Genomic DNA, 26,140 nt, shown 5'->3' on the forward strand with positions numbered 1-26,140 from the left:
GCGGGAAAGGTGATGCGGGCTATCGCCTGTCGTTGATCATCCGGATGACCTCTTCGAATTCTTCGACGGGGGCCGCTCCAGTCACAGTGACCCCGTTAACAAGAAATACAGGAGAGGCCGTAAAACCGATTTTTTTGGCTTCCTTTATGTCTGCATCAACAATAGATTTTACCGCACCTGACGAGATTTCTCTGTGAAGGCGCTCCATGTCTGCACCGCAACTTGCTGCCAGAAGGTCGAGTTCTGCTGTCCCGCCTTTTTTGATTTTCAGCCTGTTTTCTAAAATCAGGTGGTTGAAGCGCATGGCCTTGCGCTTGTCCTGCAATGCCATCGCTTCGTAATAATATGCTGCAGGGAGGGATTGCTTGTGGATATTCAGCGGGTTGTGCCTGAAGCGGTAACTGATTTCCGGGTGTTTATCCAGCAGTTCGCTGATTATCTTGTCGGCCTTGCTGCAGGTTGCGCTCTGAAAGTCCGAAAAAACGATGATGGAAATATCGCCGTCAGGATTTCCCCAGATCGGGCGTTCCGGGTGCGGGGCGGCTATTTTGGGATTCTGTAATTGGACAAGCCTTTCGGCTCTGATCCTGTCTTTGTTCTTTTTTTCAAGGCCGATTTGTATAAGATCGTAAAGCCTGTCCTCATGACCTTGAAATGCGTCAAAAATCATGTCCGGGTTGTCTTTCAGGATTTCCCTGATCGATTCTTTCATGGTTGCCCGATCCAGCACTTTTTCGGCAGCACTGACTCCTGTGCAGCACAGGAGAGTGATCAGAATGACAGAAAGGGCGTAACGGATCATGGCAGGTCCTTCAGGGAAAGGGCTTCGGCAGCGCCGAGAGCTGAACTGTATATTTCAAACATGGTTCCGAACCCGGAAATCTCGAATACTTCACTTATCATTCCGCTGATGCATGCAAAGGCGACCTGCCCGTCTATGCATTTCAGCTTCTTGGCGGCAAAGAGTATGGCGCGCAATCCTGCACTGGAAATGTATTCCAGCTCTCCAAGGTCAAAGACGAGTTTCGTCTCCCCGTTGGCTATAAGGTCACAGACCGCTTTTTCGAAGTCCGCTGCAGTAATGGCGTCAAGCCGACCTTTTACTCCAATGATCAGAATGTCGTTGAATTTCTTGGTATTGATTTCCATCCGGTTTCCTTGGGGAGCGGTTGTGTGGGATAATCAGCTAATATTTTAAAATCCCCTATTTAGAAACATTTGTAAAGGGACCCCGATTTCGTGTTGTATGTGGTCATAGTTTATGTTTGGCATAGCCAGACATTTTTTACTGCGATAGTTGTTCTGGACGTTTGTTTATGTATGTTGCTTTTCCGTCTTCAGCAGTCTTGTGGATGGCTCAACCCCCACCCCCATTCCCGGAGCTGTGCTGCTCCTTGGCGGCGGACTCGGCGTGGTAGGCTTCCTGCTCAGGAGATTTGCACGTAGTTAGTCCACTGAGAAACCCCCCAGCTATGCTGGGGGACCAGTAAAGTTTGACTTATGCGGGAGTAATATAAAGCCTCTCCTTGTGAGCTGCTCAAAGTGAGCAGAGGAGAGGCTCTATGAAGTGCAATTCAAGCCTATGCCATACAAAATGGGACTGCAAGTATCATGTTGTGTGGATACCGAAATGTCGACGCAAGGTGTTGTTTGGCAAACTGAAAAACTACTTGGGCGAGGTTTTTCATAAACTTGCGCGACAGCGCGAATGTATGATTCTGGAAGGCCACTTATGCAACGATCATGTGCATATGTATATTGCTATCCCTCCCAAATATTCGGTAGCCCAAGTTGTTGGTTTTATAAAAGGTAAGAGCGCAATTCATATTGCTCGTGAAATCGAAGGCCGAGCACGCGGTTACGCTGGGCAAAGCTTTTGGGCCAGAGGATACTTTGTTTCTACCGTGGGTCGTGATGAAAAAGTGATTCGGGAGTACATTCGGAATCAGGAAAAAGAAGACCAACGGATTGAACAATTGAAATTCCGCCTTTAGGCGGTTCTTAAAGCCACTTCGAGTGGCTCACAAAAACAAGCCCCCGGCTTTGCCGGGGGTATTATGACTTTTCTTGCATAAGGCGCGCAAACACAAAAGGCTGTCCCAAGGACAGCCTTTTGTGTTTTGGAGAGTTTTACTTAGTCGGTTTAGCAGATCGTCATTTTTATTATACGACCCGTTAGGCCCTGCTTTTGAGTTTAAGTTCATGATCAATGAACTGGCTGAGTATCAGGGAAACTGCTGAAAGTGCCGCGGCCCCCAGAAAGACAATCCGGTAGTCCTGCATCCAGGCAAGGCCGCCCAGCACAGGCACGAAGACGGCGGCGATATGGTTTATGGTGAAACTTACCGCCATGCTCGGAGCAATGTCTTTCGGGTCGGCAATCTTCTGGAAGAAGGTCTTGATGGCAATGGTGAAATTGAAGAAGATGTTATCAAGTATGTACAGCAGCCCGCCTACAATGGGGCTGTCCGTGTATGCGTAGGCCACAAAAATTACCAGCAGGCTGGCATATTCCAGTGAAAGTACTTTTCTCTCGCCGAATTTGTTTACCGATTTTGCAATGATCGGGTTTATGAAGTAGTTGATGACGTTGTTGAGGACGAAAAGGCCCGCAACCGCCTGCAAAGAATAATCGAATTTTTTGACCAGCAGGAAGACCGCGAAAGCAACAAAGATCTGGCGGCGGGCCCCAGCCATGAAGCTGAGGGCGTAGAACAGCCAGTACTTTGAGCGGATAATCATTTTTTTGTGCTGAACCGGAATATCTGTTGAAGACGGATCCTGGAAAAAGCAGTAGAACCCGGCCATGACAGCGACGAGTCCTGCTCCCATGAAAAGCTGCTGGTAGCTGAATAATCCTGAAATGGACAGAATCACGATGCCTACGACTATGTTGGTGGCCGCTCCGAGACTGCGCAGTCTGCCCATGACCAGAGGCGCTTCGGAGTATCCGAAATATTGCAGGGTCAGGGACTGGTTCAGGGTTTCGTAGTAGTGGAACCCGAAGGACATGATCAGTGTAGTGAAGGCAATGCCTGCAAATGAGGGCATAAATCCGGTCAGGGATATGCCGAATCCCATCAGGGCTACGGAAATGGCGGCAAGCCGGTGCTCCTTAATGAAAATAAGGACATAGATTACCAACAGGGACAGGAATCCCGGTATTTCCCTGATGGAACCAACTGCCCCGAATTCTCCTCCATTCAGTCCCGCGACATCAACGGCAAAGTTGTTGAGCAGGGTGCGCCATCCCTGAAAACCTATTGCCGTGGCAATGGTAAGAATAAGCAGGAAAATGTACATCTTGCGGGAAGTTATATTTTTTGTGGGCATGATAAAATCCTTGGAAGGGTGGTGTTGTAATGAGATGTGATGCAAAGTAAGGACAGAAAAACTAATCCTGCAGCCTGTATAAGACAAGTAAAAAAACGTAGGACCGCATGTATGGTGGGGCGGCAATTGGGAGTTGAAGGCTTTATACAGCCATATTTAGTTCCCATTGCCGGGTAAATGGAAATAGGGAGCATTGTAAGTGGATAGTTTTCCCCCGACTTATTGTGTCCGTGTGAATGGACGGGCCAGAAACGTTATCATCAAGCTTATCCCCGGTCGGGGGATTGAAGTTGTATTGCCGCGTGGAGTGGATGCGCGTGAAGTTCCTGTTTTTTTGGAAAGGAAACGTAAATGGATTGAAGAAGGGGTGCGCAGGCTGGCTGCAAAGGGCTTGTCCCTGGTTCCGCAGAAGCTGGTCATGCCGGATGAAATTTTATTTGAGGCAACAGGGGAATCCTTTGAGGTTCGGAGGGTGAAAAACCGGAAACCCGGTCTTACATTGCGTAGGAATGCCGGGAAGCTGCAATTGAGCGGAACCGATTGGACGGAACTGGATGAGTTGGAGCTTTTCAAAAAGTTTGTACGCGGTGAGGCGAGAAAATTTCTTGTCCCGGAGTTGCAGAAGATTTCTTCTGCTTTGAATCTGCCCTTCGGAAGAGTGGCTATCCGGTCCCAGCGTAAGCGCTGGGGCAGTTGCTCGGCTAAAGGTAATATCAATCTGAACATGAAGCTGATGTTCCTGCCCTTCAGGCTGGTGCGCTACATTTTGATCCATGAGCTCTGCCATACAGTGCACTTGAATCATTCTGCCAAGTATTGGAATCTGGTCAGGATGGTCGAACCTGGGGTGGACGAATTGGAAAAGGAACTTGCCGAGGCCGGGCGGATGATTCCTGAATGGACGAATCACCTGTAGCAACACAAATGACATCTGTTTTTACACAGGGTGTTGCCAACCAGATAAACAGTCTGTATTTATTGTGCTTTTTGTGAACATATATTGTCGTTTCCATTAGAATGAAAACATATTCCGTATAATCGGGCGGGGCGGGAAAGGGGTTTTTAGTAGATTCTCTTTGATTGTTCAAGAGGAAAAGGTGCTGTATGCAGTCCGTAATATGTCCCGGGCTGACTTGTGGGATGAAAACAACAAAAATGCCCGCCTCGAATTCGAGGCGGGCATTTTTGTTGTTCGTGCTGTTGGAGCTTAATTGTCGTTTACTATGATGGTGGGGAACATGCCTTCCTTTTCTCCCCCAAGATAGGGCTGGAAAAGGTTGTATGATACGCTTTTTGTCTTCTGGGCATGTCCGCGCGAGTCCTGCTCTCCGTTGTAGCGGGCCCCGTTCGCCACCAGGATGTGTTCGATGCGGTTTTGGAAATCCTTCACAAATGCAGCCCCGTCGCCGTTGAAGCTCATGTTTCCGATGGTCAGATTTCTTTGAGTGGCAAATTGGCTCAAGGGCATGGATTGAGTTGCAAGGTCTTTCTGGGTGCGGACGTATCCCCATACCAGAGTTTCGTCAGGGATTGAGATTGGCTCGTCAGGATGTATGATCGTATGGGGCATGACGATGGACCCGGCGCCTACTTTAATCCGGTTCTCCTGCGCTCCGTACAGGAATGAGTTGAAACCGATGAAAACCTTTTCCTCAATTTCGGAAAATACCATTTTGCCGCCATGGGCCACAACCACCAGATCGGCAAGAGTACTATCCACGATGTAGCTGTTTTCCTGAGCGTTCGACCCCTTTCCGAGCAGTGAGTTTTCAATATAGGCCCGCTGGGCGACCAGTGTGTTGGGTCGCAACACGCAGTCACCTTTGATTACGGCATACCGGCTGAGAAATGCTGATTCAGGAACAGGGATGGTGGCCTTTGAAGCAAGGGAGTCGTATACTGGCAGGAAGTCGATTCTGCGGCCGCGCAGAAATTCCACGAAGTGGCCGGCCAGTTCTCCGTTTGAATCCCATGAGATGTATTCTTCAAGAACATCCAGCGGGTAGCGGTAGTCGAATACATATTTGCCATCGGCCATTATCCATACGCGTCCGGGATCAATGCTTGTTCTGGTGAGATAGCCTGCCTGAACATAGCTGAAGTTTCCGAGGATGCAGTTGTGCAGCACCGAAAGGTCTGCCGTGGAAAAGGGGCCGAGGTATGCTCCCTCGATGGTGGTTCCGTGGATGTTCGAGTAGTGCATGGCCACGGTGTTTAGGATTCGGAAATATTCTGGTATTTCCGGGTTTCTGGAATGGTTGTGGACCAGGGTCTTGATCATGAAACTGTTAATGATCTGAATGACCTCGTCCCGGTACAGTTCGGTTTCAACTCCTCCTACCTTGACCACGGTTCCTTTGGCTTTAAGTTCATCCCCGCGTATATCGCTGAGATGGATTATGGAGCGGTCCACATCGCACTTTCCGAGGAAGTATGATCCGCCAAGGTTGCTTTCCTGGAAGCGGAAGTAGATGGGGTGGTCGATGGAAAGAGCATAGTAGGCATAATATCTGGTCAGGTCCGCCGAATTGATAGTACTTTCAATGGCCTGTTCTATATCGAGCCCCATGGGAATAAGGTTTGCATTGATCCTGGAGATTATGTGATTGATCAGCTTTTTCAGTCGTTCCATGTCGGCTTGTTCCTTGTATGCATGAAAAAGCCCCTGACGCAAGTTTGCTCAGGGGCTTTTCAGTTAAGCTAGTTGAACGGCTCAATGGCCCGTTTGAAACCTTCTCGTGATCGCTCTATTACTTCTACGCCAACGCAGAAGGCGAGGCGGAAGTATCCGGGGAAGCCGAAGCCCGTGCCGGGTACTGCCAGAATTTTTTCTTCCTGCAGCGCAGCACAGAATTTAACATCGTCTCCGCCGGGAGCCTCCGGGAAGAAGTAGAACGCACCGCGCGGCATGGTGTAGGAATATCCTGCACCGTCAAGAACAGAAGCCATGGCATTTCTTCTTTCAAGGTAGATGTTCTTGTCCACCTGAGAGCCGAGGGCCTTTTCAAGCAGTTTCTGTCCTACTGCCGGAGCATTTACGAAGCCGAGGATGCGGTTGGTCAGCACCAGCCCGGCCATAAGCTTTTCCTTGCCTTCCATTTCCGGGTTGAGCAGGGCATAGCCCACGCGCTCACCAGCGAGAGACAGGTTCTTGGAGAAGGAACTTACCACCACGCTGTAGGGGTAGAGCGGCAGGATGGACGGAACTTCCGCATCGTCAAATGCGAGAAATCTGTAAGGCTCGTCTGCCACCAGGAATATGGGGCGTTCACGGCCTTCGTTTGCCTTTTTCAGCACGGCGGCAAGACCTTCCAGTTCTGCGCGGGTATAGATCACTCCGGTGGGGTTGTTGGGGGAGTTAATCAGTACCACTCGGGTCTTTGCAGTGATGGCTTTCTCAATGGCGTTGAGGTCCAGCTCAAAGGTAAGCGGTTTGGAAGGCACAGTAACCAGCTCGCCGCCGGAGTTCTGGGCATAGAAGCCGTATTCAACGAAATAGGGGGCCGGGCAGAGAATCTGGTCGCCGGGCTCGAGGATGGCGCGGTAGAGGGCATTGATGGCACCTGCGGCACCGCAGGTTACGATCAGGTCGCTGCCGGCAACTTTGACACCCTGTTCTGCGGATACTGTTTCGGCCAGTTTTTCACGCAGGGAGGGATAGCCGAAGTTGGGCATGTAGCCGAAAGCAAAGGGTTTATCCGCGCTTTCGGAAAGTTCCTTGAGCCCTTTGCCGACTGCGGCCGGAGCCGGAACATCGGGGTTGCCGAGCGAAAAATCGCAGACCGCATCTTCACCGAACTGCTTTTTTAGCACCATCCCGGTTTCGAACATTTTGCGAATCCAGGAGGAGCGTTCAAGGTATCCTTCAACCTGATTTGAGAGAAGTTTCATATCGTACTCCAATATTTCGTTTATTGTAGAGATAGAGATCTGTTGCCTTGCAGACGCTGGCTTTTGTCATGGCGTGTCTGCGGAGAACATCTCAAAGCTAATAGGGATTCCAAAGGGTCGCGGACCCTTTGGCCGCCGGAGGCGAAATCAGATTGCCAAAAGCGCAAAGCGCATCAAACTCAGCCCCGCAGGACCGCTGGCGTTAAGAGCGTCTGCGGGTTCTGCTGGGCCTGCGGCGTCTGCCGGAGTATTTCTTCTGCCCGCCATCAGCAGAGCCTTCTTCCGAAGGTCTGTACTCGACCTGCCCCCTTTCCTGTTGACTGCTGCGGTTCTCCTGATTCTGCACAGGACGCTGTTTGGGACGTCTGGGCTTCGGATTCGGCCTTGGCTGGGGGGCCGGGGGCTGCTCCGGGCGGGCGTGCAGTGAGTTCTGGTACAGCTCGTCCAGAAGCATACCGACCAGCGTGCACTGTTCGTCATCTTCAGCCAACTGCCGGACAAGGTTTTTATAGCGGGCAATACGTTCCCTTTCCAGAATGGTTCTGGAACGAAATCTGCTTTCCAAAATGGTTGTAAGCCGTTCGTTGATTGTTTCCATTACCTGCTTGTCATCCGGCAGGGAACGTACTTCGAAATTGATGTGGAAGGCGTTGGCGATACGTTGCAGCTCGATTTTCTGGATCACGTCCACGAGTGAGATGGCGATTCCGGATGCTCCGGCCCGTCCGGTGCGGCCTGCTCTGTGGATGTACGACTCCTTGTCTTCAGGAGGTTCATACATGATTACGTGGGAAAGATCGGGTACGTCGATTCCGCGGGCGGCAATGTCGGTAGCCACAAGGAAGCGGATTTCGCCCGCGCGCAGCTGTGCAAGCACGCTTTCCCTTCTGGACTGGGACAGGTCTGAGGTCAGTTGGGCGGCGTTGAAGCCGAAGTTGCTCAGAACGGCGCTGACAAATTCCACGTTGGCTTTGGTGTTACAGAAGATGATTGCCGAGGTCGGGTTTTCCAGCTCCAGAATGCGCATGAGCTGGCGTTCCCGGCCCATGGAGGGAACTTCGTAACATACATGGTCTATTTCGGTAACATGGACCTGTTTGCTGCTCAGGCTGAGCATTTCAGGCTTGTACATGAATTCGCTTGCCAGGCGTAGAACGTGTTCGGGAAAAGTGGCGGAGAACATGTAGGTGGAGATGGGGCGGCGGGGCAGGTATCTTCTGACTTCGCGCATGTCCGGGTAAAAACCGATGGAGAGCATGCGGTCGGCTTCGTCGAAAATGAGTGTCCCAAGATCTTCGAGGTCGAAGGTGCGGCGCAGGAGATGGTCGAGAATTCTGCCCGGTGTTCCCACAACCATGTGAGCTCCCTTTTCGAGCATTTCACGCTGGTGCCCGTACCCCACTCCTCCGTAAACCGACAGGACGCGCAGTCCTGATCCTTCGAAAATTTTCTGGGCTTCCCTTTCCACCTGCTTGGCCAGTTCTCTGGTGGGGACAAGGATCAGGGCTTGAGTATAATTAAGGTTGGGGTCGAGTTTTTCCAGCAGGGGCAGGACAAAGGCGCCGGTCTTGCCGCTTCCGGTTTTGGCCTGGACCATGAGGTCCCAGTTTCTGAGCTGATAGGGAAGTGATTTTGCCTGAACCGGGGTAAGTCTGTCCCATCCGGCATTGTCCAGTGCGTTCAGTATTGATTCAGGGAGGTCTTCTTTGGCGATTTCCGGCAGAGCGTCTTCTGGCTCAACAACACTGTCCGGTTCGTCATGAACGCTGTTTAACGTTGTATCCGTGGATTGATCTTCTTTGGTCATATGTTTTTCCTGTTAGAACTTGTAATTCAGCCCACCAGCTTACGCTATAACATCCCACTCTTGCAAAGGGTATTTTGAAAGAGGAAAAATGTACTTATATGTCACGCCTATGGATGTCTCCATGATTGATTGGCGTTAACTATTTGATTTTAAAATCCAATGAAGTGTAATCATCAGGTGTTTAAATGTCAGCACAGAGGTTGATAATGATTGAAGGTCTCATGTCCGGCCGTGTCTATTTCCTGATCAGGTGTGTTCTCGCCGGGGTGTTTCTGTACGCCGGGGCGGGAAAGCTGCTTGATGCACAGGGGTTTGCCACGGTTATCGGGGGATACGGTCTGCTGCCGGACCAGTTGAACCTGCTGGCGGCTTATGTCCTGCCTCTGGCCGAGATAGTCATTGCTCTCGGGCTGATCTGGGATGTCAGGGGGGCTTTGTCTTCCTACAGCGTCCTGCTGCTTGTTTTTATGGGTGTGCTGGCACACGGAGTCAACATGGGTCTCGATGTTGATTGCGGGTGCTTCGCTCCCGGCGATCCTGAAGGTGAGGCGTACCATTCTTTAAGGGAAGCCCTGTTTCGGGACGCTCTGCTTCTTTGCGGGTGTGGGTATCTTTATCTGCTGCGTCGGGTCAGGGGCTTTCGGGCCCGGCCGCTGCTCTCATTTGTTTCCAGATAACAATCTGAATTTCCGGAGGATGTTGTGATGAAGTCTATGAATAAGCTGGTTGCTGTATTTGCTGTCTGCGTACTTATGTCCGCCCTGGCCGGTTGCCTCGGCTCCGACAAGTTTGCCCAGGAAGTGGAAAAGGAAAAAGGAGCCGTCAAACTGGTCCGTGAAGTTCAGCGCGGTAACTACGATATTATCACCACTGAAGAACTTAAAACGCTGCAGGACAAGAAAGCGGATATGCTCATCGTTGATACCATGCCCTTTGAAGAGAGCTACAAGAAGGAGCATGTTCCCGGTGCAAAACAGTTCCTCTTCCCCATTCCCGATATGGTTGAGTGGGATGTCAAAGCTACCGACGGCAAGACTCAGGAACAGTTCGTCGAGCTGCTCGGTCCTGATAAAGACAAGCTGATCGTTATTTACTGCGGATTCGTGAAGTGCACCCGCAGCCACAACGGTGCTGCATGGGCCAAGAAGCTCGGCTACACCAACGTCAAACGTTACCCCGGCGGAATCTTTGCATGGAAGGGCGCCAAATACCCTGTTGATTCCGTGAAATAGTTTTTCCGAGTTTATGTATGGAAAACCGGGCCGTGGCTTTTTGCCGCGGCCCGGTTTTGCTTTTCAGAAGTCATTCCGAATTTACCGCTATCAGATTAGGACTCAGTGGATAGTACGTGCATGGCTGGCAGTGCGTGCAGAGTAAAAGGCTCTTCCCGCTTTATGAGGCTGGTATGCAGCAGTCATGCGTTTAGGTCGCAGGCCGGCTAGCCTTCCACCGCGAGCAGTATTCCGTCCAGCGGAAAGCCTCCTTTCTGCAGCATTTCCCCGGCTGCATGGCAGGCTGTTTCAACATCAACTCCGGCCGAAAGTTCGCAGGCCTCCTTCAGTTCGTTGATCGCTTCCCCTACCGACTCAAATGCGTCCAGCATGTTCTTGCTGAAGATGAAAATCCTGTCCCCACGGGCCATTTCGTAGCTTGAACACGGCGGCAGCCCCAGACCGAGGCTTCCCATGTCAGTGCTCTGTCTTTCAATCAGCATGGGCGTGTCTGACTTTCGCAAAAATATGCATGGTGGAGAGCCGGCGTTGACCACGGTAAGCATTCTGTTTTCCCGGTCTATTTCTGCAAATGTCCCCGAAATGTTATGGTCTGCACCAAGCATCTGCCTAAGGGTGATGCCTATGTTTCGCATTGTGGTTGAGGGAGAATACAGCGGTCCGGTATTCCCAGAGAGCAGCATCCTTAAAGTCCTTCTCAACTGCGGGGCATGAACAGGCGGAGTCATGTTGATAATCAGGTGTGCTTCAGAGATGTCACGCAGAAGTACGCTCTCGTGGATGAATGAGTCTGATTCCGGTGGGCTGACTGGAAAGACGGATTCATAGCCAGTACCGGGTACTTCCGTTGCCGTTTCCTGTTCAGGGGGCAGGGGTGTGCGTGTCAGAAGTCTTTTGTCTGCGGCCATGATCTGCAGATGGATTTTAATGCGCTGAAGAACATCCCGGTATTCAAATGGTTTTACTATGAAGTCTACAGCGCCGAGATCGAACCCGCGGGTGTTGCTTTTTGGGTCGTCCAGCGCGGTAAGAAATATGATCGGAATTTCGCATGTTTCAGGCGAAAGGCGCAGGGCTGCTGCACACTCGAATCCGCTCTCTCCGGTCATCATAATATCAAGCAGGACAAGGTCGGGCTTTTCCCTTTCAGCCAGTAGACGCCCATCCCTGCCGTTATTTGCGACAACAGTCCTGTATCCGTACTGCCGCAGGATGATTTCCAGGAATTCAAGATTGAACGGTTCGTCGTCAACAATAAGAATTTTAGGTATATAGTTCGGTTTTACGGGCATCGGTCTGAATCCTTTGCGCTGAATGCATATGTCCGGGCTGGGCGGTTCGGTAAAAAAATGATAAACCAGAAAAAAAGTCTTTATATAATTTTAAAATTGTACATTATTCGCGGTGACAGATTGCCAAAAAACAGTCTTCCAATGTAAATTGGTACTCACTTGATAAAGGGCGAAGACGTAAAGCCTTTTTCCCTTTGTTTAGAGATTTTGTCTACAGGTAAACACTGTATCATCAAAGATGGTATTCAGGCATGTGTGCCGGGGAGCTGTTCAGCCTTCCTGTAACGGAAGCTATCATCTTTGGTCGGTGTTTGCATGGAAATTGCGCCGGTGGCAGCGGGATTATCGAAACTTTCCGTGGTGCCACGAATTTTTCAAATTTTATTGCAGGAGTAGAAACATGCTGATCGGTGTTCCCAGAGAAATCAAAACCATGGAAAACAGAGTCGCCATGACTCCCGGTGCTGTTGAAACACTTGTACGTCGCGGGCACGCTGTTGTCGTCGAGCAGGGGGCCGGGATCGGTTCCGGGCTTGCTGACGAGGAATACGTGGCTGCGGGGGCCAGAATGGTCACGGCCGAAGAGGCCTGGGCTGCCGAGATGGTCATAAAGGTCAAGGAACCGATCGCCTCGGAATACAAGTATCTGCGTAAAGACCTCCTGCTTTTTACCTATCTGCATCTAGCTGCTGACGAATCTCTTACCAAAGCACTTCTCGAGGCCGGAACTACCGGGGTGGCTTATGAAACAGTTCAGCTGCCTGACGGTTCCCTGCCGCTGCTGACCCCCATGAGTGAGGTTGCCGGACGCATGGCTGCACAGGAAGGAGCTCTGCACCTTGAGAAACCCAAAGGCGGACGCGGGGTTCTGGTTGGCGGTGTTCCCGGAGTGGCCCCGGCCAACGTCATGATTCTCGGCGGCGGTGTGGTCGGAACCAATGCCGCGAAGATCGCCGCAGGCATGGGCGCACGGGTGACAATTTTTGACGTCAACCACGCCCGGCTTCAGTATCTGGACGATATCTTCGGGGGACGTGTGACCACCATAACCTCTACCGAGCCCAATATCCGCGCCGCTGTTACTCAGGCTGACCTTATTATCGGGGCTGTTCTCATTCCCGGCGCAAAGGCTCCAAACCTGATTACGAGGGATATGCTTTCAACCATGAAGGAAGGGGCTGTCATTGTAGACGTTGCCGTCGATCAGGGCGGATGTGTCGAGACCATCAAGCCCACCACTCATTCCGATCCCACTTATGTTGTGGACGGCGTGATCCATTACGGTGTTGCCAATATGCCCGGTGCAGTTCCCCGGACCTCCACTTTTGCCCTTGTGAATCAGACCCTGCCCTATGCCCTGCAGCTCGCAGATAAGGGATTGGATGCACTGCGCAGGAACAATTCTCTCAAGCTCGGCCTGAATACCATGGGCGGCAGGCTGACCTGCGCAGCTGTGGGAGAGGCTTTTGGAATTGAGACCGTGTCTCCGGACGAGGTCTTGAACTGATATTGCGTCTTGCGTTATTGTTATTGATTGTTGTTGTCGGGGTGGAGGTGTTGCCTTCACCCCGTTTTATTTGTTTCGGGCTGTATTCTGTCGAATGCGGTGGTTAATGTGCGGTATTTGATGTATGATCAGAATTGCCGAAAATTGATGACGGCAGTTTCTGCATTCAGCGGTAAAAAGCAGTTCGAGCTGTGCAGATAAGGGTTATGAATCACGTAAGGAAGATATTCTCATGCAGCACTCCATTCTTATTCTCGATGACGATGTCCATGTCAGGGAAAGTCTTGCAATCGCTCTTGAAGACGAGGGTTTTATCGTTTTCGAGGCGGATAGTGCGGAGGCGGCATTTGAGTTTCTTGAGGTCAGACGGGTTGATATGGTCATTGTTGATCTGAGATTGCCGGGCATGAATGGAACTGATTTCATCAACGCGGCAGCCGTCCGCTGGCCGGATATGAAATTCGTGATTTATACGGGGTCTCCTGAATTTAAGATACCACTTGGTTTGTCACGGAAAACCAATGTTTCCAACTCAGTTTTTATAAAACCGCTACCCTCGAGCGATCCCCTTGTTGATGAGATGAGGCGCATGCTGGCATAGCGGAGCAGGAAAAATGAATTTGCAATAGTTGCCGGTAAGTGGTTATTAACTGGGCAGTCGCTTTTCAGTAAGCAGGTTTTGCGGAGATATTACCAGTGGCGAAGCAGAAAGAAGAAATCATATACGTAATGGGGAAGGCCCCGACTGAACCTCCTCCAGAGGAGGGACTGCCGCCATGGATGGCAACGTTTGCCGACATGGTGACGCTGCTGCTGTGCTTTTTCGTGCTTCTCCTTTCGTTTGCCAACCAGGATGTTGCAAACTTTGAAGCACTGAAAGGGTCCATGCGTGACGCTTTCGGTGTGCAGTTTCAGGACTCTAAGGCAAAGCACATGGCTTTTTCCGAAAGTCCGTATACGGCCTCATCAGAGAGTGCGAAAGCCAAGAAAAAGATGGAAGCCCTTGAGGTTGAGATCCGTGCTTTTATAACGGCCGGCAAAATGCAGAATCTGATGGCAGTGAATACTGACCAGAACGGCGTACTGGTCAGGGTGCCTACCCGGGCGATTTTTATGCCCGGCACTGCTGAGATCAATCCGGAAGCGGTCAAGTTGCTGGACAAGGTTGCCTCGATAATGAAAACCAAGAATTTCAATCTGGTTGTCCGCGGGCATACTGATGACCGGGCAACCAAGAATAATATCTACAGCTCCAACTGGGAGCTTTCTGCGGCCCGTGCAGCCTCCTGCCTGCGCTATATTTTGAAGAAGACAGGTATCTCGCCCAACCGTCTCAAGGCGGTTGGCTATGCCGGGACCAAGCCCCTTGTTCCGAATACCTCTAATCGGAACAGGGCTATCAATCGCAGAGTTGAATTTTACTACCAGCCGCCGGAAGATAAGTGGTAAAGTGGCTGGCTGCATTTATAGGCAACAAAACAGCCCGGAGTTTCCGTTACGGAAACTCCGGGCTGTTTTGTTGCTGGGGCCAGACTTCTGGCAGATGATATGCTGCTAGTCCTGCTTCTTGCGCTTTTCCCAGAGCTTCATATCCTTCATCTTTTTGCGTCTTTCCCGTTGCAGGGATTTGCAGACCAGCGGTGTGTTCTTGGGATAGCCCCACTTCTCACGGTATTCATCCGGGGTCAGGTCGAATTTTGCCAGATGACGCTTGGTAAGTACTTTAAAAGATTTGCCGGATTCAAGGCAGACTATGGATTTTTCCCTGATCGCTTTTTTGGGATCTACGGTCGGTGTCGGTTCGCTGGAGATCTTATCCTGCATACCTTCACTGATTCTGCGGATTCCATCTGACAGTTTTTGAACCATGGAGGTGATTTCCTCTTCGGTCATGGTCCTTACGCTTGCCTGAGCTTTTACTATTTCAAGAGCTTCTTTCAAGTGGTCTTCCATTGTTTTCTCTCCCTTTTATTTATCAATAATTATCAATTTTTGAGTTCATATTGTGATGCTGTTCAACAGTATTGTCATTTGTTCTGTTGGGTGTGGTCAGGGAATATAATCAGCTGGAGTATGTTATTATAAAGCGACCAGCCTGCTTGTTTCACTAACCTGATCCAATACCCATGATGAATTATTATTAGCACTATCCGGGGATAAAGGTGAAGTGGAATGTTAAAAAAATGTTCACTCAGTTTGCATTGGCAACTGATTACAGTGTGCATATTTTGCTTGGCTGTTGGTTAAATATTGTTTCATGTCCTGCAGGTTTGTGATTAAAAGTGATCAATTCTGATGCGGTATGTGCTGTTTTTATCAGTATTTTCGAAAGGCTGCTGTTCAGCATCTCCAGTTCGCAGGTGTTGTCGGAATGTGTATTCACGTACTTTTTCAAAGTTGGAGTTACATTTTTCGGTGTAGTGGGGTATATGTAAGTCAGTGTGGTGCCTCCCTGAGAATATGTATTTTTCGTACAGGTGGACGGCAGCGCTGAAGTGAGAAAAGTCAATGCGAATAATGAGAGGTCGTCATGTCTAAACTGGATTCCAGCGAGATTCTTGAACAGATGGGTGGTCTGGATGTTGATTCCCTGGCTAAAAGTATCTGTCTTCACCATCTTTCGAATCTTGGTCGCGATTACGGAAGGTCCGATCTGTTTTCCCTGTATCAGGCACTTGCCCTTTCCCTTCGGGACCGTTTGGTCGGCAACTGGGTAAAAACCCAGCGGTCCTATTACAACCAGCGGGCAAAGAGTGTTTATTACCTTTCCCTTGAGTTCCTGCACGGTAAATCACTTGGCAGCAACGCACTTAGTCTTGGCGTTGAAAAGGAGTGTGCCGAGGCTCTGGAGAGATTTGATGCCGGTTTTGAGGAGGTTGAAGGTGCCGAGGCTGATGCCGGTCTGGGAAATGGCGGACTCGGCAGGCTTGCTTCATGCTTTCTGGATTCAATGGCCACGCTCGGAATTTCCGGTTACGGGTACGGCATCAGATATGAATACGGTATTTTCAAACAGAACATAGAAAACGGGGAACAGGTTGAAATGCCGGATGACTGGCTGCACTCCGGTAACCCGTGGGAATTCCGCAGACGCGGGTTTATGTTTACCATCCGCCTGTACGGACGCGAAGAGCAGTATACCCACGAGGACGGGTCAATACGCCACCGCTGGGCGGATACTGCCAAGGTTATGGCTATGCCTGTGGACATGCTTATTCCCGGATACCGCAACGGCAATGTCATCAACATGCGCCTCTGGGAGGCCCAGCCGGCCCGCAGATTCAATCTGGATCTGTTCAACAGTGGAGACTACATCCGTTCCATGGAGGACGCGGTTCGCTCCGAAACCATTTCCAAGGTCCTTTATCCAAACGATAATGTGAGCAAGGGACGTGAGTTGCGGCTTGTGCAGCAGTATTTTTTTGTCTCCGCAACCATTCAGGATATGATGCGCCGGTTCAATAAGCTAAAACTGGATTTTTCCGAGCTTCCGAACAGATCCGTGGTGCAGTTGAACGAAACTCACCCGGCCATAGCCATCCCGGAGCTTATGCGCATCCTCATTGACGAATACATGCTCAACTGGGATCAGGCCTGGCGGATATGCCGGCGCACCTTTGCCTACACCAACCATACGGTCATGCCGGAAGCCCTTGAAAAATGGCCTCTGGACATGATGCGTAAGGTTCTGCCCCGGCATGTATCCATAATATTCGAGATCAACCGGCGTTTTATGGAAGAGGTTAAAATCAGGTTTCCCGGCGATGAAGACCGCCTGAAGCGCATGTCCATAATTGAGGACAACGGAGCACCGCAGGTCCGCATGGCCTGGCTGGCCGTGGTGGGCAGCTTTGCGGTCAACGGGGTCTCCTCCCTGCACGGGGAGCTCATTAAGAAGACGATCTTCAAGGACTTTGTCGAAATGTTCCCGGGAAGGTTCACCTCGGTTACCAACGGAATTACTCCGCGCCGATGGCTCAAGCAGTGCAACCACCCGCTTTCGGACCTGATTACCGAAAAGATAGGTCCGAAATGGGTGACTGACCTTGACCGTCTGCAGGAACTCAAGCCTCTGGCCGAGGATCCGGAATTTCAGGAGCGCTGGTATCAGTGCCGTCTGCAGGCCAAGGAGCGGCTGGTAAAGTATGCCCGCAATGATTACGGGCTGTATCTGCCTGCTGACTGGATGTACGATGTCCATGTCAAACGCATTCATGAATACAAGCGTCAGGTGCTTAATGTTCTGCATGCGGTAACCCTCTACTGCAGGCTGAAGAATGATCCGAACAGCGTATCGGTTTCCAGACTGAAGCTTTTTGCCGGCAAAGCCGCTCCGGGATATTTTCTGGCCAAGCGGATAATCAGGCTGATCAATTCCGTGGGGGCGGTCGTAAATTCCGATCCTACGGTCAACCATCGGCTGCGCATAGCATTTATGCCTAACTACCGGGTATCTCAGGCCGAGAGGATTATTCCGGCAACCGACCTCTCGGAGCAGATCTCTCTTGCAGGAACCGAGGCTTCCGGAACCGGAAATATGAAATTCGCATTGAACGGGGCCTTGACCATCGGGACTTTGGACGGAGCAAATATCGAGATCATGGAGGAGGTCGGTTCGGATAATATGTTCATTTTCGGTATGGACGCTGATGAAGTGGATGCGTGCAGGCACAACGGGTACAATCCGTCAGAAGTTGCAGCCTCTGACAGGGAGCTTTCCGAGGCTCTGCATTACATCGGTGACGGCACCTTCTCCGAGGGGGACAGGAATATGTTCAGGCCGATACTGGATTCCCTTTTCGACGGCGGAGATCCATACATGGTTCTGGCGGACTATCGGGCCTATGTTGACGCACAGGATCGGGTAGATGCGCTCTGGCTTGATCGCAGCGGCTGGCTGAGGAGCTCTATCCTGAATACTGCCGGTTCCGGACGTTTTTCCAGCGACCGGGCCATCATGGACTATGCCGGAAGCATCTGGGGAGTTCGTCCTATGAACAGTTGATCTGGTGAAAACAGTTTCCGAAGCGGGCGGACCTTTCAGGTCTGCCGATGCTTCGTTTGTAAGGTGCCGTCAGTAATATCGGCGGGCAGCATTTTACCGCCTTGCATGGTTAATTCGTTCGGAGCAGTATCGAATGGAAAATATGCATAACATGGCTGAGCGTTACGGGCGTTTGTGGGCGATAGTCATTGCTTTGGTTATTGCCACGCTTGCCGCTACGCTCCTATATAATATGCATACGGAGTACGAAAAGCTGCTGATCCGTCAGGAACGTGCTTCCACTCGAATGGAACTGGAGACAGTTTCGGTAGGGCTGAACAATGCCCTGAACAGCCGGTTCTCCCTGCTTCTCGGATTGAAAGCCTTTGCAGAGGCAGCCATCAAGCAGGGGAATGCTGAACTGGAATTTTCCAGATCCTTTGAGGCGTTTGCAGCAGGACTCTACGGATCGGCTGCCGGTATTCGTAATTTCATAATAGCTCCGGGGGGCGTCAATAAATACGTGTTTCCGTTGGATCGGAATCGCAAGGCCTTGGGGCATAATCTCCTGACAGACACCCGCCCGCAGGTTCGTAAGGATGTTCAGCGGACTATTGAAAACGGAAGGATGGCTCTCAGCGGTCCATACGAATTGCGTCAGGGAGGGCTGGGAATAGTCTGCCGGATTGCCGTTTATGAGGACGGAAAGTTCTGGGGGCTGGTTTCAATGGTTCTGGACGTGCCACCTGTTCTGTCTGAAGCAGGTATCCCGGAGTATTCGCGAAAGAAATTGCTGGCCATTAAGGATGCTTCAGGAAAACTTTTTTATGGAGAAGGAAAAGTTTACGGTGAGTCGCCCGAGACTCAGCGGATAGCCCTGCCGGAGGGCTACTGGACCCTGGCTGTGGCACCCAACGACGGGTGGGGCGGAGAGAGCCGTCTTTCCCTGCTTGTTTTTGATGCTCTGGCGTGGATAGTTGTAATCCTAATCGCAGTATCCTCTTCTCTGCTGTTTTTCAGACACAGCCGCTTACGTCGGGCCGTAAAGTCACGGACGGCGGAGCTCTATGAGGCCAACCTGAAGCTCGTAGAGGAAAATAAACGAAGAGTGCAGTCAGAGGGCGAGTTGTGCAGGAGTGAGTTTCGCTTCAGGAGTTTCTTCGAGTCCTCCCCTTTTTCCCTTTGGGAAGAAAATATGAGCGGACTGGTGCCGATTTTTGAAAGACTGCAGGCGAAGGGAATTGATGATTTTGAATTCTATTTCCGAGAGTCCCGTTCTGACCTGCAGGAATGCCTGGCTGCTATAAAAGTTATCGATGTGAATCCGGCATCGGTTCTGTTGTTCAAGGCGGAACGCAAGGAAGATTTGCTTCAAGGAATAGCAGATCTGTTCTGTGATACTTCCTGGGATCTGTTTGCTCTTGAAGTTGCGGCTCTGGCTTCAGGAAAGCAGCATTTCCATGGAGAAGGCAAAGTGCTTGACCTCACTGGAGTGGAGATGGATGTGCTGCTTTATGCCGAGGTCATACCCGGTAACGAGGGGCCGCTGGATAAGATCCTGATCACCATTGTTGATATAACTGAGAAACGCAAACTTGAAGAAATAATGGTTCAGACTGAGAAGATGATGTCCGTTGGAGGACTTGCGGCTGGAATGGCCCATGAGATCAACAATCCGCTGGCCGGTATTCTTCAGGGAGTGCAGAATGTTATCCGGCGCTTGTCGCCTGATCTCAAAGCAAACGTTGCTGCTGCTGAGTCTGAAGGAATATCTTTTGCGGGGTTGCGCGGCTATCTTGAAAGGAGAGACATTCCTCGTGAACTGGAAAGTATCCGGATTGCAGGAGAACGGGCAGCGCAGGTTGTTCGTAATATGCTTGATTTCAGCAGAAAAAGTGTTTCAGCCTTTTCAACCTGTGACATAAATTCTCTGCTCAATACTGCCCTTGAGATTGCCTCAAGCGATTATGATCTTAAAAAGAATTATGATTTCAAGTCGATAAAGATTGTAAGGGAGTTTGATCCGGACGCATCAAATTCCCGTTGCATTTCTTCGGAAATGGAGCAGGTTTTTCTCAATCTGTTCAAGAATGCCGCTCACGCCATGGAAAAGAGGGGTGGTGAAGGAGAAGCCGTTCTGACGTTGAGGACCAGAAAAGAGCGGAGAAAGGTTGTCGTTGAAGTGGAAGATAACGGGATCGGCATGCCTGATAAGATAAGAAAACGCATCTTTGATCCTTTCTTTACAACAAAGCCTCCAGGGGCAGGGACAGGGCTGGGACTTTCGGTTTCCTATTTTATCATCACCAAGAATCACGGTGGGTCTTTTACTGTAGAGTCCCAGCCAGGGCAGGGTACATGTTTCAGGATAACTATCCCGCAGTAGGTGTTTTTTTCTCCCTCTTTGCTTTCATGCAGAAATTCTCTATGCTGTGCCACTGAATCAACTCAAGCACGGATAGCCGAAATGAAAATGAACATTCGTCCCACTACAGTCCTTCTCCTGATCATTCTGCTGGTTGTCGGCGTTAATGCCGGCCTTTACCACTTTGGCATGTTCGACTCTTTTCTTGCGAAAATGGAAGGAAAGACTGACCCGGTATCCGGTGAAGGCCCGGTTGTGCGCAAGGAAGTCAGCAATCTGGTTCTGCCGCTGAAGTCTTCTCAGGAGGAAGGTCAGGATAAAACTGCCGAAGAGCTTAACGAGTCCGAGATCGGTTCCGGTTATTCCGGTGCCGAGCAGGATGCAGGTGCCCGCAACGAAACCAGTGTTGCTGAGGCTGTTACCGGTTCAGCTGAAGTTTCGGCCACTGCTGAAGCTCAAGCCCCTGTTGAAGTCGCGACCACTGCGGAGGCCCCGGCTCCGGCAAAAACAGCTCCTGTAGAGACTGCGAAAAAGGTTGCCTCAAAGCCCGCCCCGGCTAAGAAGAGTGTTGCTTCTGCCGGTGGAATAGTCGGTCCGCTTGATGTCCGCTGCGCCGCCGGAGAGATTTCATTACGGCTGCCCCTGACAGCCCCGGCAGGAAGGGTGAAATGGTTTAATCTGGACAACCCGCGCAGGCTGGTGGTTGATCTGCTTGGTAAATGGGACTGCAAGGGACCGTCTCTCTACAAATTGAAGGATTGCGGTGTCGAGAAGATCGTGATCGGTGAGCATCCGGACAAGCTGCGTCTTGTGCTTTATTTCGGGAATACCGGGATACCGGGACGACTTTCTTCCGAGGTCAAAAAGAACAAGAAAGAGTTGCTTATAGCTGTTAAATTTTGATCTATCTCAGCGAACATTCAATTCAACATTCTGAAAAGTAAGAATTTATTTCCACGTTTACACTCCTTTAAAGCTTGTTTTGCGTCACATAAACGTAACATACGGGTCATTGCCCTGTAACCAGTCCCGGCTATCTAAAAGGTCATCCCGGCAGTGAACGGAGGTTCATGCCGTATGTCCGCTTATCAGATCCGGGGCCGGAAAGGGTCCGGCCCGTTTTTTTATGTTATATAAAACTTCTTCACGGAGAGTGTTCTAATGGGGCAAGCTGTTAAAATCGCTTCAAGGAATCTTGATTTTTATTATGGGGACTTCAAGGCGCTTGAAGGTATCAGCATGGACTTTGAAGAGAACCGGGTTACTGCTCTCATCGGTCCTTCCGGTTGCGGTAAGAGTACCTTTCTGCGTTGTCTGAACAGGATGAACGATCTTATCCCCGGTACCCGCGTTGACGGTGGCCTTACCCTTGATGATGAAGATATTTACGCACAGGGGCTCGACGTTGTTACCCTGAGAAGGCGTGTCGGTATGGTTTTCCAGAAGCCTAACCCCTTTCCTAAGTCCATTTTTGAAAACGTTGCCTACGGGCTGCGCGTGAACGGAATTCAGGACAAGGAGTTCATTGCCCGTAAAGTAGAGGAAAGCCTTAAAGGCGGAGCTCTCTGGGATGAAGTCAAGGATCGCCTGCACTCTTCCGCGCTGGGCCTTTCCGGCGGTCAGCAGCAGCGCCTGTGCATAGCCCGTGCGCTTGCGGTTGAGCCGGAAGTTCTGCTTATGGACGAGCCTGCATCCGCTCTGGACCCCATTGCCACTCAGAAGATTGAAGACCTGATCCACGAGCTCAAGAAAAATTTCACCATCATCATCGTTACCCACAGCATGCAGCAGGCAGCCCGTGTGTCGGATCAGACCGCTTTCTTCTATATGGGGCGGCTCATTGAGGTAGGCAGCACCGAAACAATGTTCACCAAGCCCAAGAACAGACAGACCGAAGACTACATTACCGGACGCTTCGGTTAAGTCCGGGCTGTAAGCGGGAGGGTTTCCACTGCTGCAGTTTAATTTGGTCCGGGTGAAAATGGAAAAGCTATCTGTTTGAGGAGAAAGCAGTCATGGAGCATCGCGCTCATTTTACAAAGAAGATGGACGACCTGAAGGTTCAGGTTCTGAGAATGTCCAGCATGGCCGAGACAGCCATGCATAATGCGGTCAAGGCTCTGGCGGAATGTAACGCTGAGCTGGCCGAAGATATCATCATGAATGATATCAAGATCAACGAGCTTGAATGTGAGCTGGACAAGTTCAATATCGAGCTGCTGGCTCTTGACCAGCCCATGGCACGCGATCTCAGATTTATTGTCGGAGCCATGCGCATTACCAGCAACCTTGAGCGCATCGGTGATGAGGCCGTCAACCTTGCGCATCGGGCTGTTTTCTTAAGTACTAGGCCTCCGCTGCCGTTCAACCAGCTTCTTGAGCAGATGTCCAATGTCACCCGGAACATGGTCAGCATGGCGGTTAAATCCTTTGCCGACGAAGACCATGATCTGGCTGCCCGGGTATGCTCCATGGATAACGAGGCCGACAGCCTGAACCTGCGCATCCTGAAAGGACTCATCGAGAATATGGTTTCCGAAACCAGAATCGTCGAGCGCGGAGTGCATCTGATCATGGCTGCCAACCATCTTGAAAGAATTGCCGATCAGGCCACCAATATTGCCGAATCCGTGATCTTTATTGCTCAGGGAGTCAATATCAAGCATCAGTGCCGCGGATAGAGTCGTATTCCGACAGAATTTTTGAAAAGGCCGGATGTTTCCGGTCTTTTCGTTTTTCTGGAGATGGATATACGCTCGGGAAAGAAATGGGGCGGTGAATTTGGTTTACAGGGCGACGTTTTTAGGATAGAAGCAATTCTCTTAATCTCTAGCTGGTAAATTCTTTTTGGAGCAAGGCTCCGGATAAGCTTGCCGGCATTGATTCCCCGTAACGGGCATTAGGGGGAGGGCGGTCTTTATGACCAACGGACAGCTTGGGCATCGGCTGCCTCGGAACGCATGAGCAGGTTGGATCCAGTGCCTCTCTCCCATAATATATGTGCCGAAATTTTGTCCGAGGACATCGTTGTTGGAGGTAACCCATGGAAAACAATGAAAACATGAACGCCGAAATGGAAATGGACTTCGAGGCTGCCCTTGAAGATTACCTGAATGCCGATTTCGGAAACCTGGACGAAGGAAGCATCGTTTCCGGTGAAGTTGTCAAAGTAGACAAAGACTTCGTCCTTATCGACGTAAACTTCAAGTCCGAAGGCCAGATCGCAGCATCCGAATTCATGGATGCTGATGGTAAGATGACCGTTAAGGTCGGTGACAAAGTGGACGTTTTTGTTGCTAACAAAAACGAAAGCGAAGGCACCATCCACCTTTCCCGCGATAAAGCCAAACGCATGCAGCTCTTTGATAAACTCGAAGAAATGCAGGATCACGAAGGCGTTGTCGAAGGTAGAATCGTTCGCCGCATCAAGGGTGGTTACACCGTCGATCTCGGCGGAGTGGAAGCATTCCTCCCCGGTTCTCACGTTGATCTGCGTCCCGTCCCCGATATGGACGCTCTCGTGGATCAGACCTACGAATTCAAAATTCTCAAAATCAACCGTCGCCGCAGCAACGTTATCGTTTCCCGCCGTGTTCTTCTTGAAGAACAGCGCAATGAAATGCGTTCCCAGCTGCTCGGAACTCTCGAAGAAGAGCAGACCGTTATCGGTAAGGTCAAGAATATCACCGAATACGGTGTATTCATCGACCTCGGCGGTCTCGACGGACTTCTCCATATCACTGACATGTCCTGGAAGCGCATCAAGCACCCCAAGGAAATGGTCGCACTGGGTGATGAGCTGGAACTGAAAGTCCTGAATTTCGACAAGGAAGGACAGAAAGTATCCCTCGGCCTCAAGCAGCTTGTTCCCGATCCGTGGGAAGACATCTCCGGCAAGTACCCCGAAGGTGCCAAGTACTCCGGTAAGGTTACCAACCTCGCCGATTACGGTGCATTCGTTGAACTTGAAGCCGGCGTTGAAGGTCTGGTTCACATCTCCGAGATGTCCTGGACCCGCAAACTGCGTCACCCATCCCAGATGGTTCGCGTAGGCGACGAAGTTGACGTTGTTGTTCTGGGTGTAGACCCCGACAAAAAACGCATCTCCCTTGGTATGAAGCAGGTTAAGCCGAATCCCTGGGATGTTGTTGCTGAGAAGTTCCCCGAAGGAACCATCCTTGAAGGCCAGATCAAGAACATCACCGAATTCGGTGTGTTCATCGGCATCGAAGACGGCATTGACGGCCTGATTCACGTTTCCGATATCTCCTGGACCCGCAAGGTTCGCCATCCTTCAGAAGTATACAGCGTGGGCGATACCGTACAGGCTAAAGTCCTCACTGTTGATAAAGAAAACGAGAAGTTCACTCTCGGCGTAAAGCAGCTTTCCGAAGACCCCTGGTCTCAGGTTCCCACCAAGTACCCCGTGGGCTGCACCCTTGAAGGACTGATCACCAATATCACCGACTTCGGCCTCTTCGTTGAAGTTGAAGAAGGTATTGAAGGCCTCGTTCACGTTTCCGAAATCTCTCACAAGAAGATCAAGAATCCTTCCGAGATGTTCAAAGAAGGCGTGACCATTCAGGCTAAAGTAATCCATGTGTCTGCTGATGAGCGTCGCCTCGGCCTCTCCATCAAGCAGCTCAAGGAAGAAACCGAGAAGCGTCAGCCCAAAGAATTCCGCTCCGGCCCCGCCGACAGCGGCAACACTCTGGGTGAACTGCTGAAACAGAAGCTTGCCGATGCTACCGAAGCCAAGGCAGCTGCTGAGTCTGAGGATGAAGAATCCTAAGAAAGGGTTCTCTGTCAGACATCCGTTTCTATTCGGTTTCAGTCTGCTTATAATGGCTGTGGTCCTCTTCTGGGGGGCCGCAGCCTTTTTTCATGGCAGCGCTCTGTTCTCATCCGGAAAGATCGGCATCGTCAGTGTGCAGGGGACCATCACCGACTCATTGTCTACGGTTAAATTTCTGCGCGAATTGCGCCGGGATGACTCTGTAAAAGGCGTATTGCTGCGCATAAATTCCCCCGGAGGAACCATTGCTCCATCGCAGGAACTTTACCACGCTGTAAAAGCCTTTGCCGAAGTCAAACCGATAGTTGCGTCATTCGGTACTGTGGCTGCTTCCGGCGGTTACTATGCTGCGGCTCCGGCCACGAAAATCATGGCCAGTTCCGGGTCAATAACCGGTTCCATCGGCGTCAAAGCCGAATATGCCAGCTTCCACCAACTGCTTGATAAACTCGGGGTCAAACCCGTAATCATAACCAGCGGTGCGCTCAAGGGAGCAGGATCTCCTTACTCCGAATTGACTCCGGAACAGCGCGAATACCTGACATCCCTGATAATGGACATACACAACCAGTTCGTTGATGATGTGGCCAGGGCCCGCAAGCTGGACCGCAAGGATGTTGAGAAGATCGCCGACGGCAGGGCTGTTACCGGTCGTGAGGCCGTGGAGCTCGGACTTGTGGACCGCATCGGCGGTTTTGAGGAATCCGTGACTGTTCTCAAGGCCCTGTGCGGAATCGAAGGAGATGCCGCCGTAGTCGAAGGCCCTGAAGAGGAAAAACCGCTTATCCGCGAGATTCTAGGGTATTTCGGAATTGTTCCGGAAGGGACCGCCACTGGTGACGGTTTGATTTTTTCGTTTTAGTTGATTGCCTCCCCAGCCCCTCTCCCCAAAAGACGCTTTAATATGTTTCGCTTCATTGGTGTGTCGGATCGG

At 50.9% G+C, this 26,140-nt stretch carries 22 protein-coding genes; 14 read left to right on the plus strand and 8 right to left on the minus strand.

Annotated features, from left to right (window positions below; translation table 11 throughout):
* Positions 1-19 precede the first annotated feature (19 nt).
* Positions 20-802: a DsbA family protein gene (locus N7E73_RS10675; protein ID WP_432734675.1), complete on the minus strand. Its 783-nt coding sequence runs from the start codon at positions 800-802 to the stop codon at positions 20-22.
* Complete coding sequence (locus N7E73_RS10680; protein WP_432734676.1) at positions 799-1,149, minus strand: STAS domain-containing protein; 351 nt, start codon at positions 1,147-1,149, stop codon at positions 799-801. Before N7E73_RS10680 ends, N7E73_RS10675 begins: the two co-directional genes overlap by 4 nt.
* Positions 1,150-1,562: 413 nt before the next feature.
* Between N7E73_RS10680 and tnpA the strand changes: the two genes are divergently transcribed.
* Positions 1,563-1,994, plus strand: a complete 432-nt coding sequence (gene tnpA / locus N7E73_RS10685; RefSeq protein WP_432734677.1) for an IS200/IS605 family transposase — start codon at positions 1,563-1,565, stop codon at positions 1,992-1,994.
* Positions 1,995-2,175: 181 nt separating this feature from the next.
* On the opposite strand, the gene N7E73_RS10690 is transcribed toward tnpA, so the two are convergent.
* A complete protein-coding gene (locus tag N7E73_RS10690; protein ID WP_432734678.1) occupies positions 2,176-3,333 on the minus strand; it encodes an MFS transporter in 1,158 nt (385 codons plus the stop codon).
* Between the two features lie 199 nt (positions 3,334-3,532).
* Between N7E73_RS10690 and N7E73_RS10695 the strand changes: the two genes are divergently transcribed.
* Positions 3,533-4,249, plus strand: a complete 717-nt coding sequence (locus tag N7E73_RS10695) for a M48 family metallopeptidase (protein WP_432734679.1) — start codon at positions 3,533-3,535, stop codon at positions 4,247-4,249.
* A 291-nt stretch (positions 4,250-4,540) separates the two neighbouring features.
* On the opposite strand, the gene N7E73_RS10700 is transcribed toward N7E73_RS10695, so the two are convergent.
* The 3 genes from N7E73_RS10700 to N7E73_RS10710 all read right to left on the minus strand — a co-directional run bounded on the left by N7E73_RS10700 (position 4,541) and on the right by N7E73_RS10710 (position 9,031).
* Complete coding sequence (locus N7E73_RS10700; RefSeq protein ID WP_432734680.1) at positions 4,541-5,965, minus strand: transferase; 1,425 nt, start codon at positions 5,963-5,965, stop codon at positions 4,541-4,543.
* A gap of 68 nt (positions 5,966-6,033) precedes the next feature.
* Positions 6,034-7,224, minus strand: a complete 1,191-nt coding sequence (locus tag N7E73_RS10705) for a pyridoxal phosphate-dependent aminotransferase (protein ID WP_432734681.1) — start codon at positions 7,222-7,224, stop codon at positions 6,034-6,036.
* 202 nt (positions 7,225-7,426) lie between these two features.
* Positions 7,427-9,031, minus strand: a complete 1,605-nt coding sequence (locus N7E73_RS10710; protein ID WP_432734682.1) for a DEAD/DEAH box helicase — start codon at positions 9,029-9,031, stop codon at positions 7,427-7,429.
* 206 nt (positions 9,032-9,237) lie between these two features.
* Here N7E73_RS10710 and N7E73_RS10715 point away from each other — a divergent pair, with 206 nt between their 5' ends.
* Positions 9,238-9,708, plus strand: a complete 471-nt coding sequence (locus N7E73_RS10715) for a MauE/DoxX family redox-associated membrane protein (protein ID WP_432734683.1) — start codon at positions 9,238-9,240, stop codon at positions 9,706-9,708.
* 27 nt (positions 9,709-9,735) lie between these two features.
* Complete coding sequence (locus N7E73_RS10720) at positions 9,736-10,263, plus strand: rhodanese-like domain-containing protein (protein ID WP_432734684.1); 528 nt, start codon at positions 9,736-9,738, stop codon at positions 10,261-10,263.
* Between the two features lie 206 nt (positions 10,264-10,469).
* On the opposite strand, the gene N7E73_RS10725 is transcribed toward N7E73_RS10720, so the two are convergent.
* On the minus strand, positions 10,470-11,555 hold the full coding sequence (locus N7E73_RS10725; protein WP_432734685.1) for a response regulator: 1,086 nt from the start codon (positions 11,553-11,555) through the stop codon (positions 10,470-10,472).
* 400 nt (positions 11,556-11,955) lie between these two features.
* On the opposite strand from N7E73_RS10725, the gene ald reads away from it, so the two are divergent.
* The 3 genes from ald to N7E73_RS10740 all read left to right on the plus strand — a co-directional run bounded on the left by ald (position 11,956) and on the right by N7E73_RS10740 (position 14,511).
* A complete protein-coding gene (ald, locus tag N7E73_RS10730; protein WP_432734686.1) occupies positions 11,956-13,062 on the plus strand; it encodes an alanine dehydrogenase in 1,107 nt (368 codons plus the stop codon).
* Between the two features lie 232 nt (positions 13,063-13,294).
* On the plus strand, positions 13,295-13,663 hold the full coding sequence (locus N7E73_RS10735; protein WP_432734687.1) for a response regulator: 369 nt from the start codon (positions 13,295-13,297) through the stop codon (positions 13,661-13,663).
* A gap of 95 nt (positions 13,664-13,758) precedes the next feature.
* A complete protein-coding gene (locus N7E73_RS10740; protein WP_432734688.1) occupies positions 13,759-14,511 on the plus strand; it encodes an OmpA family protein in 753 nt (250 codons plus the stop codon).
* Between the two features lie 105 nt (positions 14,512-14,616).
* Here the strand turns inward: N7E73_RS10740 and N7E73_RS10745 are convergent, their stop codons facing one another.
* Complete coding sequence (locus tag N7E73_RS10745) at positions 14,617-15,015, minus strand: MucR family transcriptional regulator (protein ID WP_432734690.1); 399 nt, start codon at positions 15,013-15,015, stop codon at positions 14,617-14,619.
* Between the two features lie 577 nt (positions 15,016-15,592).
* Between N7E73_RS10745 and N7E73_RS10750 the strand changes: the two genes are divergently transcribed.
* The 7 genes from N7E73_RS10750 (at position 15,593) to sppA (ending at position 26,068) form a co-directional block, all read left to right on the plus strand.
* Entirely contained in the window at positions 15,593-18,067 is a 2,475-nt protein-coding gene (locus N7E73_RS10750) for a glycogen/starch/alpha-glucan phosphorylase (protein WP_432734692.1), read from the plus strand.
* Positions 18,068-18,200: 133 nt separating this feature from the next.
* A complete protein-coding gene (locus N7E73_RS10755) occupies positions 18,201-20,432 on the plus strand; it encodes an ATP-binding protein (RefSeq protein ID WP_432734694.1) in 2,232 nt (743 codons plus the stop codon).
* 81 nt (positions 20,433-20,513) lie between these two features.
* Entirely contained in the window at positions 20,514-21,314 is an 801-nt protein-coding gene (locus N7E73_RS10760) for an AMIN domain-containing protein (RefSeq protein WP_432734696.1), read from the plus strand.
* 258 nt (positions 21,315-21,572) lie between these two features.
* A complete protein-coding gene (gene pstB / locus N7E73_RS10765) occupies positions 21,573-22,334 on the plus strand; it encodes a phosphate ABC transporter ATP-binding protein PstB (protein WP_432734698.1) in 762 nt (253 codons plus the stop codon).
* Positions 22,335-22,426: 92 nt separating this feature from the next.
* Positions 22,427-23,092 carry a phosphate signaling complex protein PhoU gene (phoU, locus tag N7E73_RS10770; protein ID WP_432734700.1) on the plus strand — a complete coding sequence of 222 codons (666 nt, stop codon included), beginning with the start codon at positions 22,427-22,429 and terminating at the stop codon, positions 23,090-23,092.
* 362 nt (positions 23,093-23,454) lie between these two features.
* Positions 23,455-25,203: a 30S ribosomal protein S1 gene (locus N7E73_RS10775; RefSeq protein WP_432734701.1), complete on the plus strand. Its 1,749-nt coding sequence runs from the start codon at positions 23,455-23,457 to the stop codon at positions 25,201-25,203.
* A complete protein-coding gene (gene sppA / locus N7E73_RS10780) occupies positions 25,190-26,068 on the plus strand; it encodes a signal peptide peptidase SppA (protein ID WP_432734703.1) in 879 nt (292 codons plus the stop codon). Before N7E73_RS10775 ends, sppA begins: the two co-directional genes overlap by 14 nt.
* Positions 26,069-26,140: the final 72 nt, after the last annotated feature.

The organism is Maridesulfovibrio sp. FT414 (genome assembly GCF_050916235.1).
GTDB lineage: Bacteria > Desulfobacterota > Desulfovibrionia > Desulfovibrionales > Desulfovibrionaceae > Maridesulfovibrio.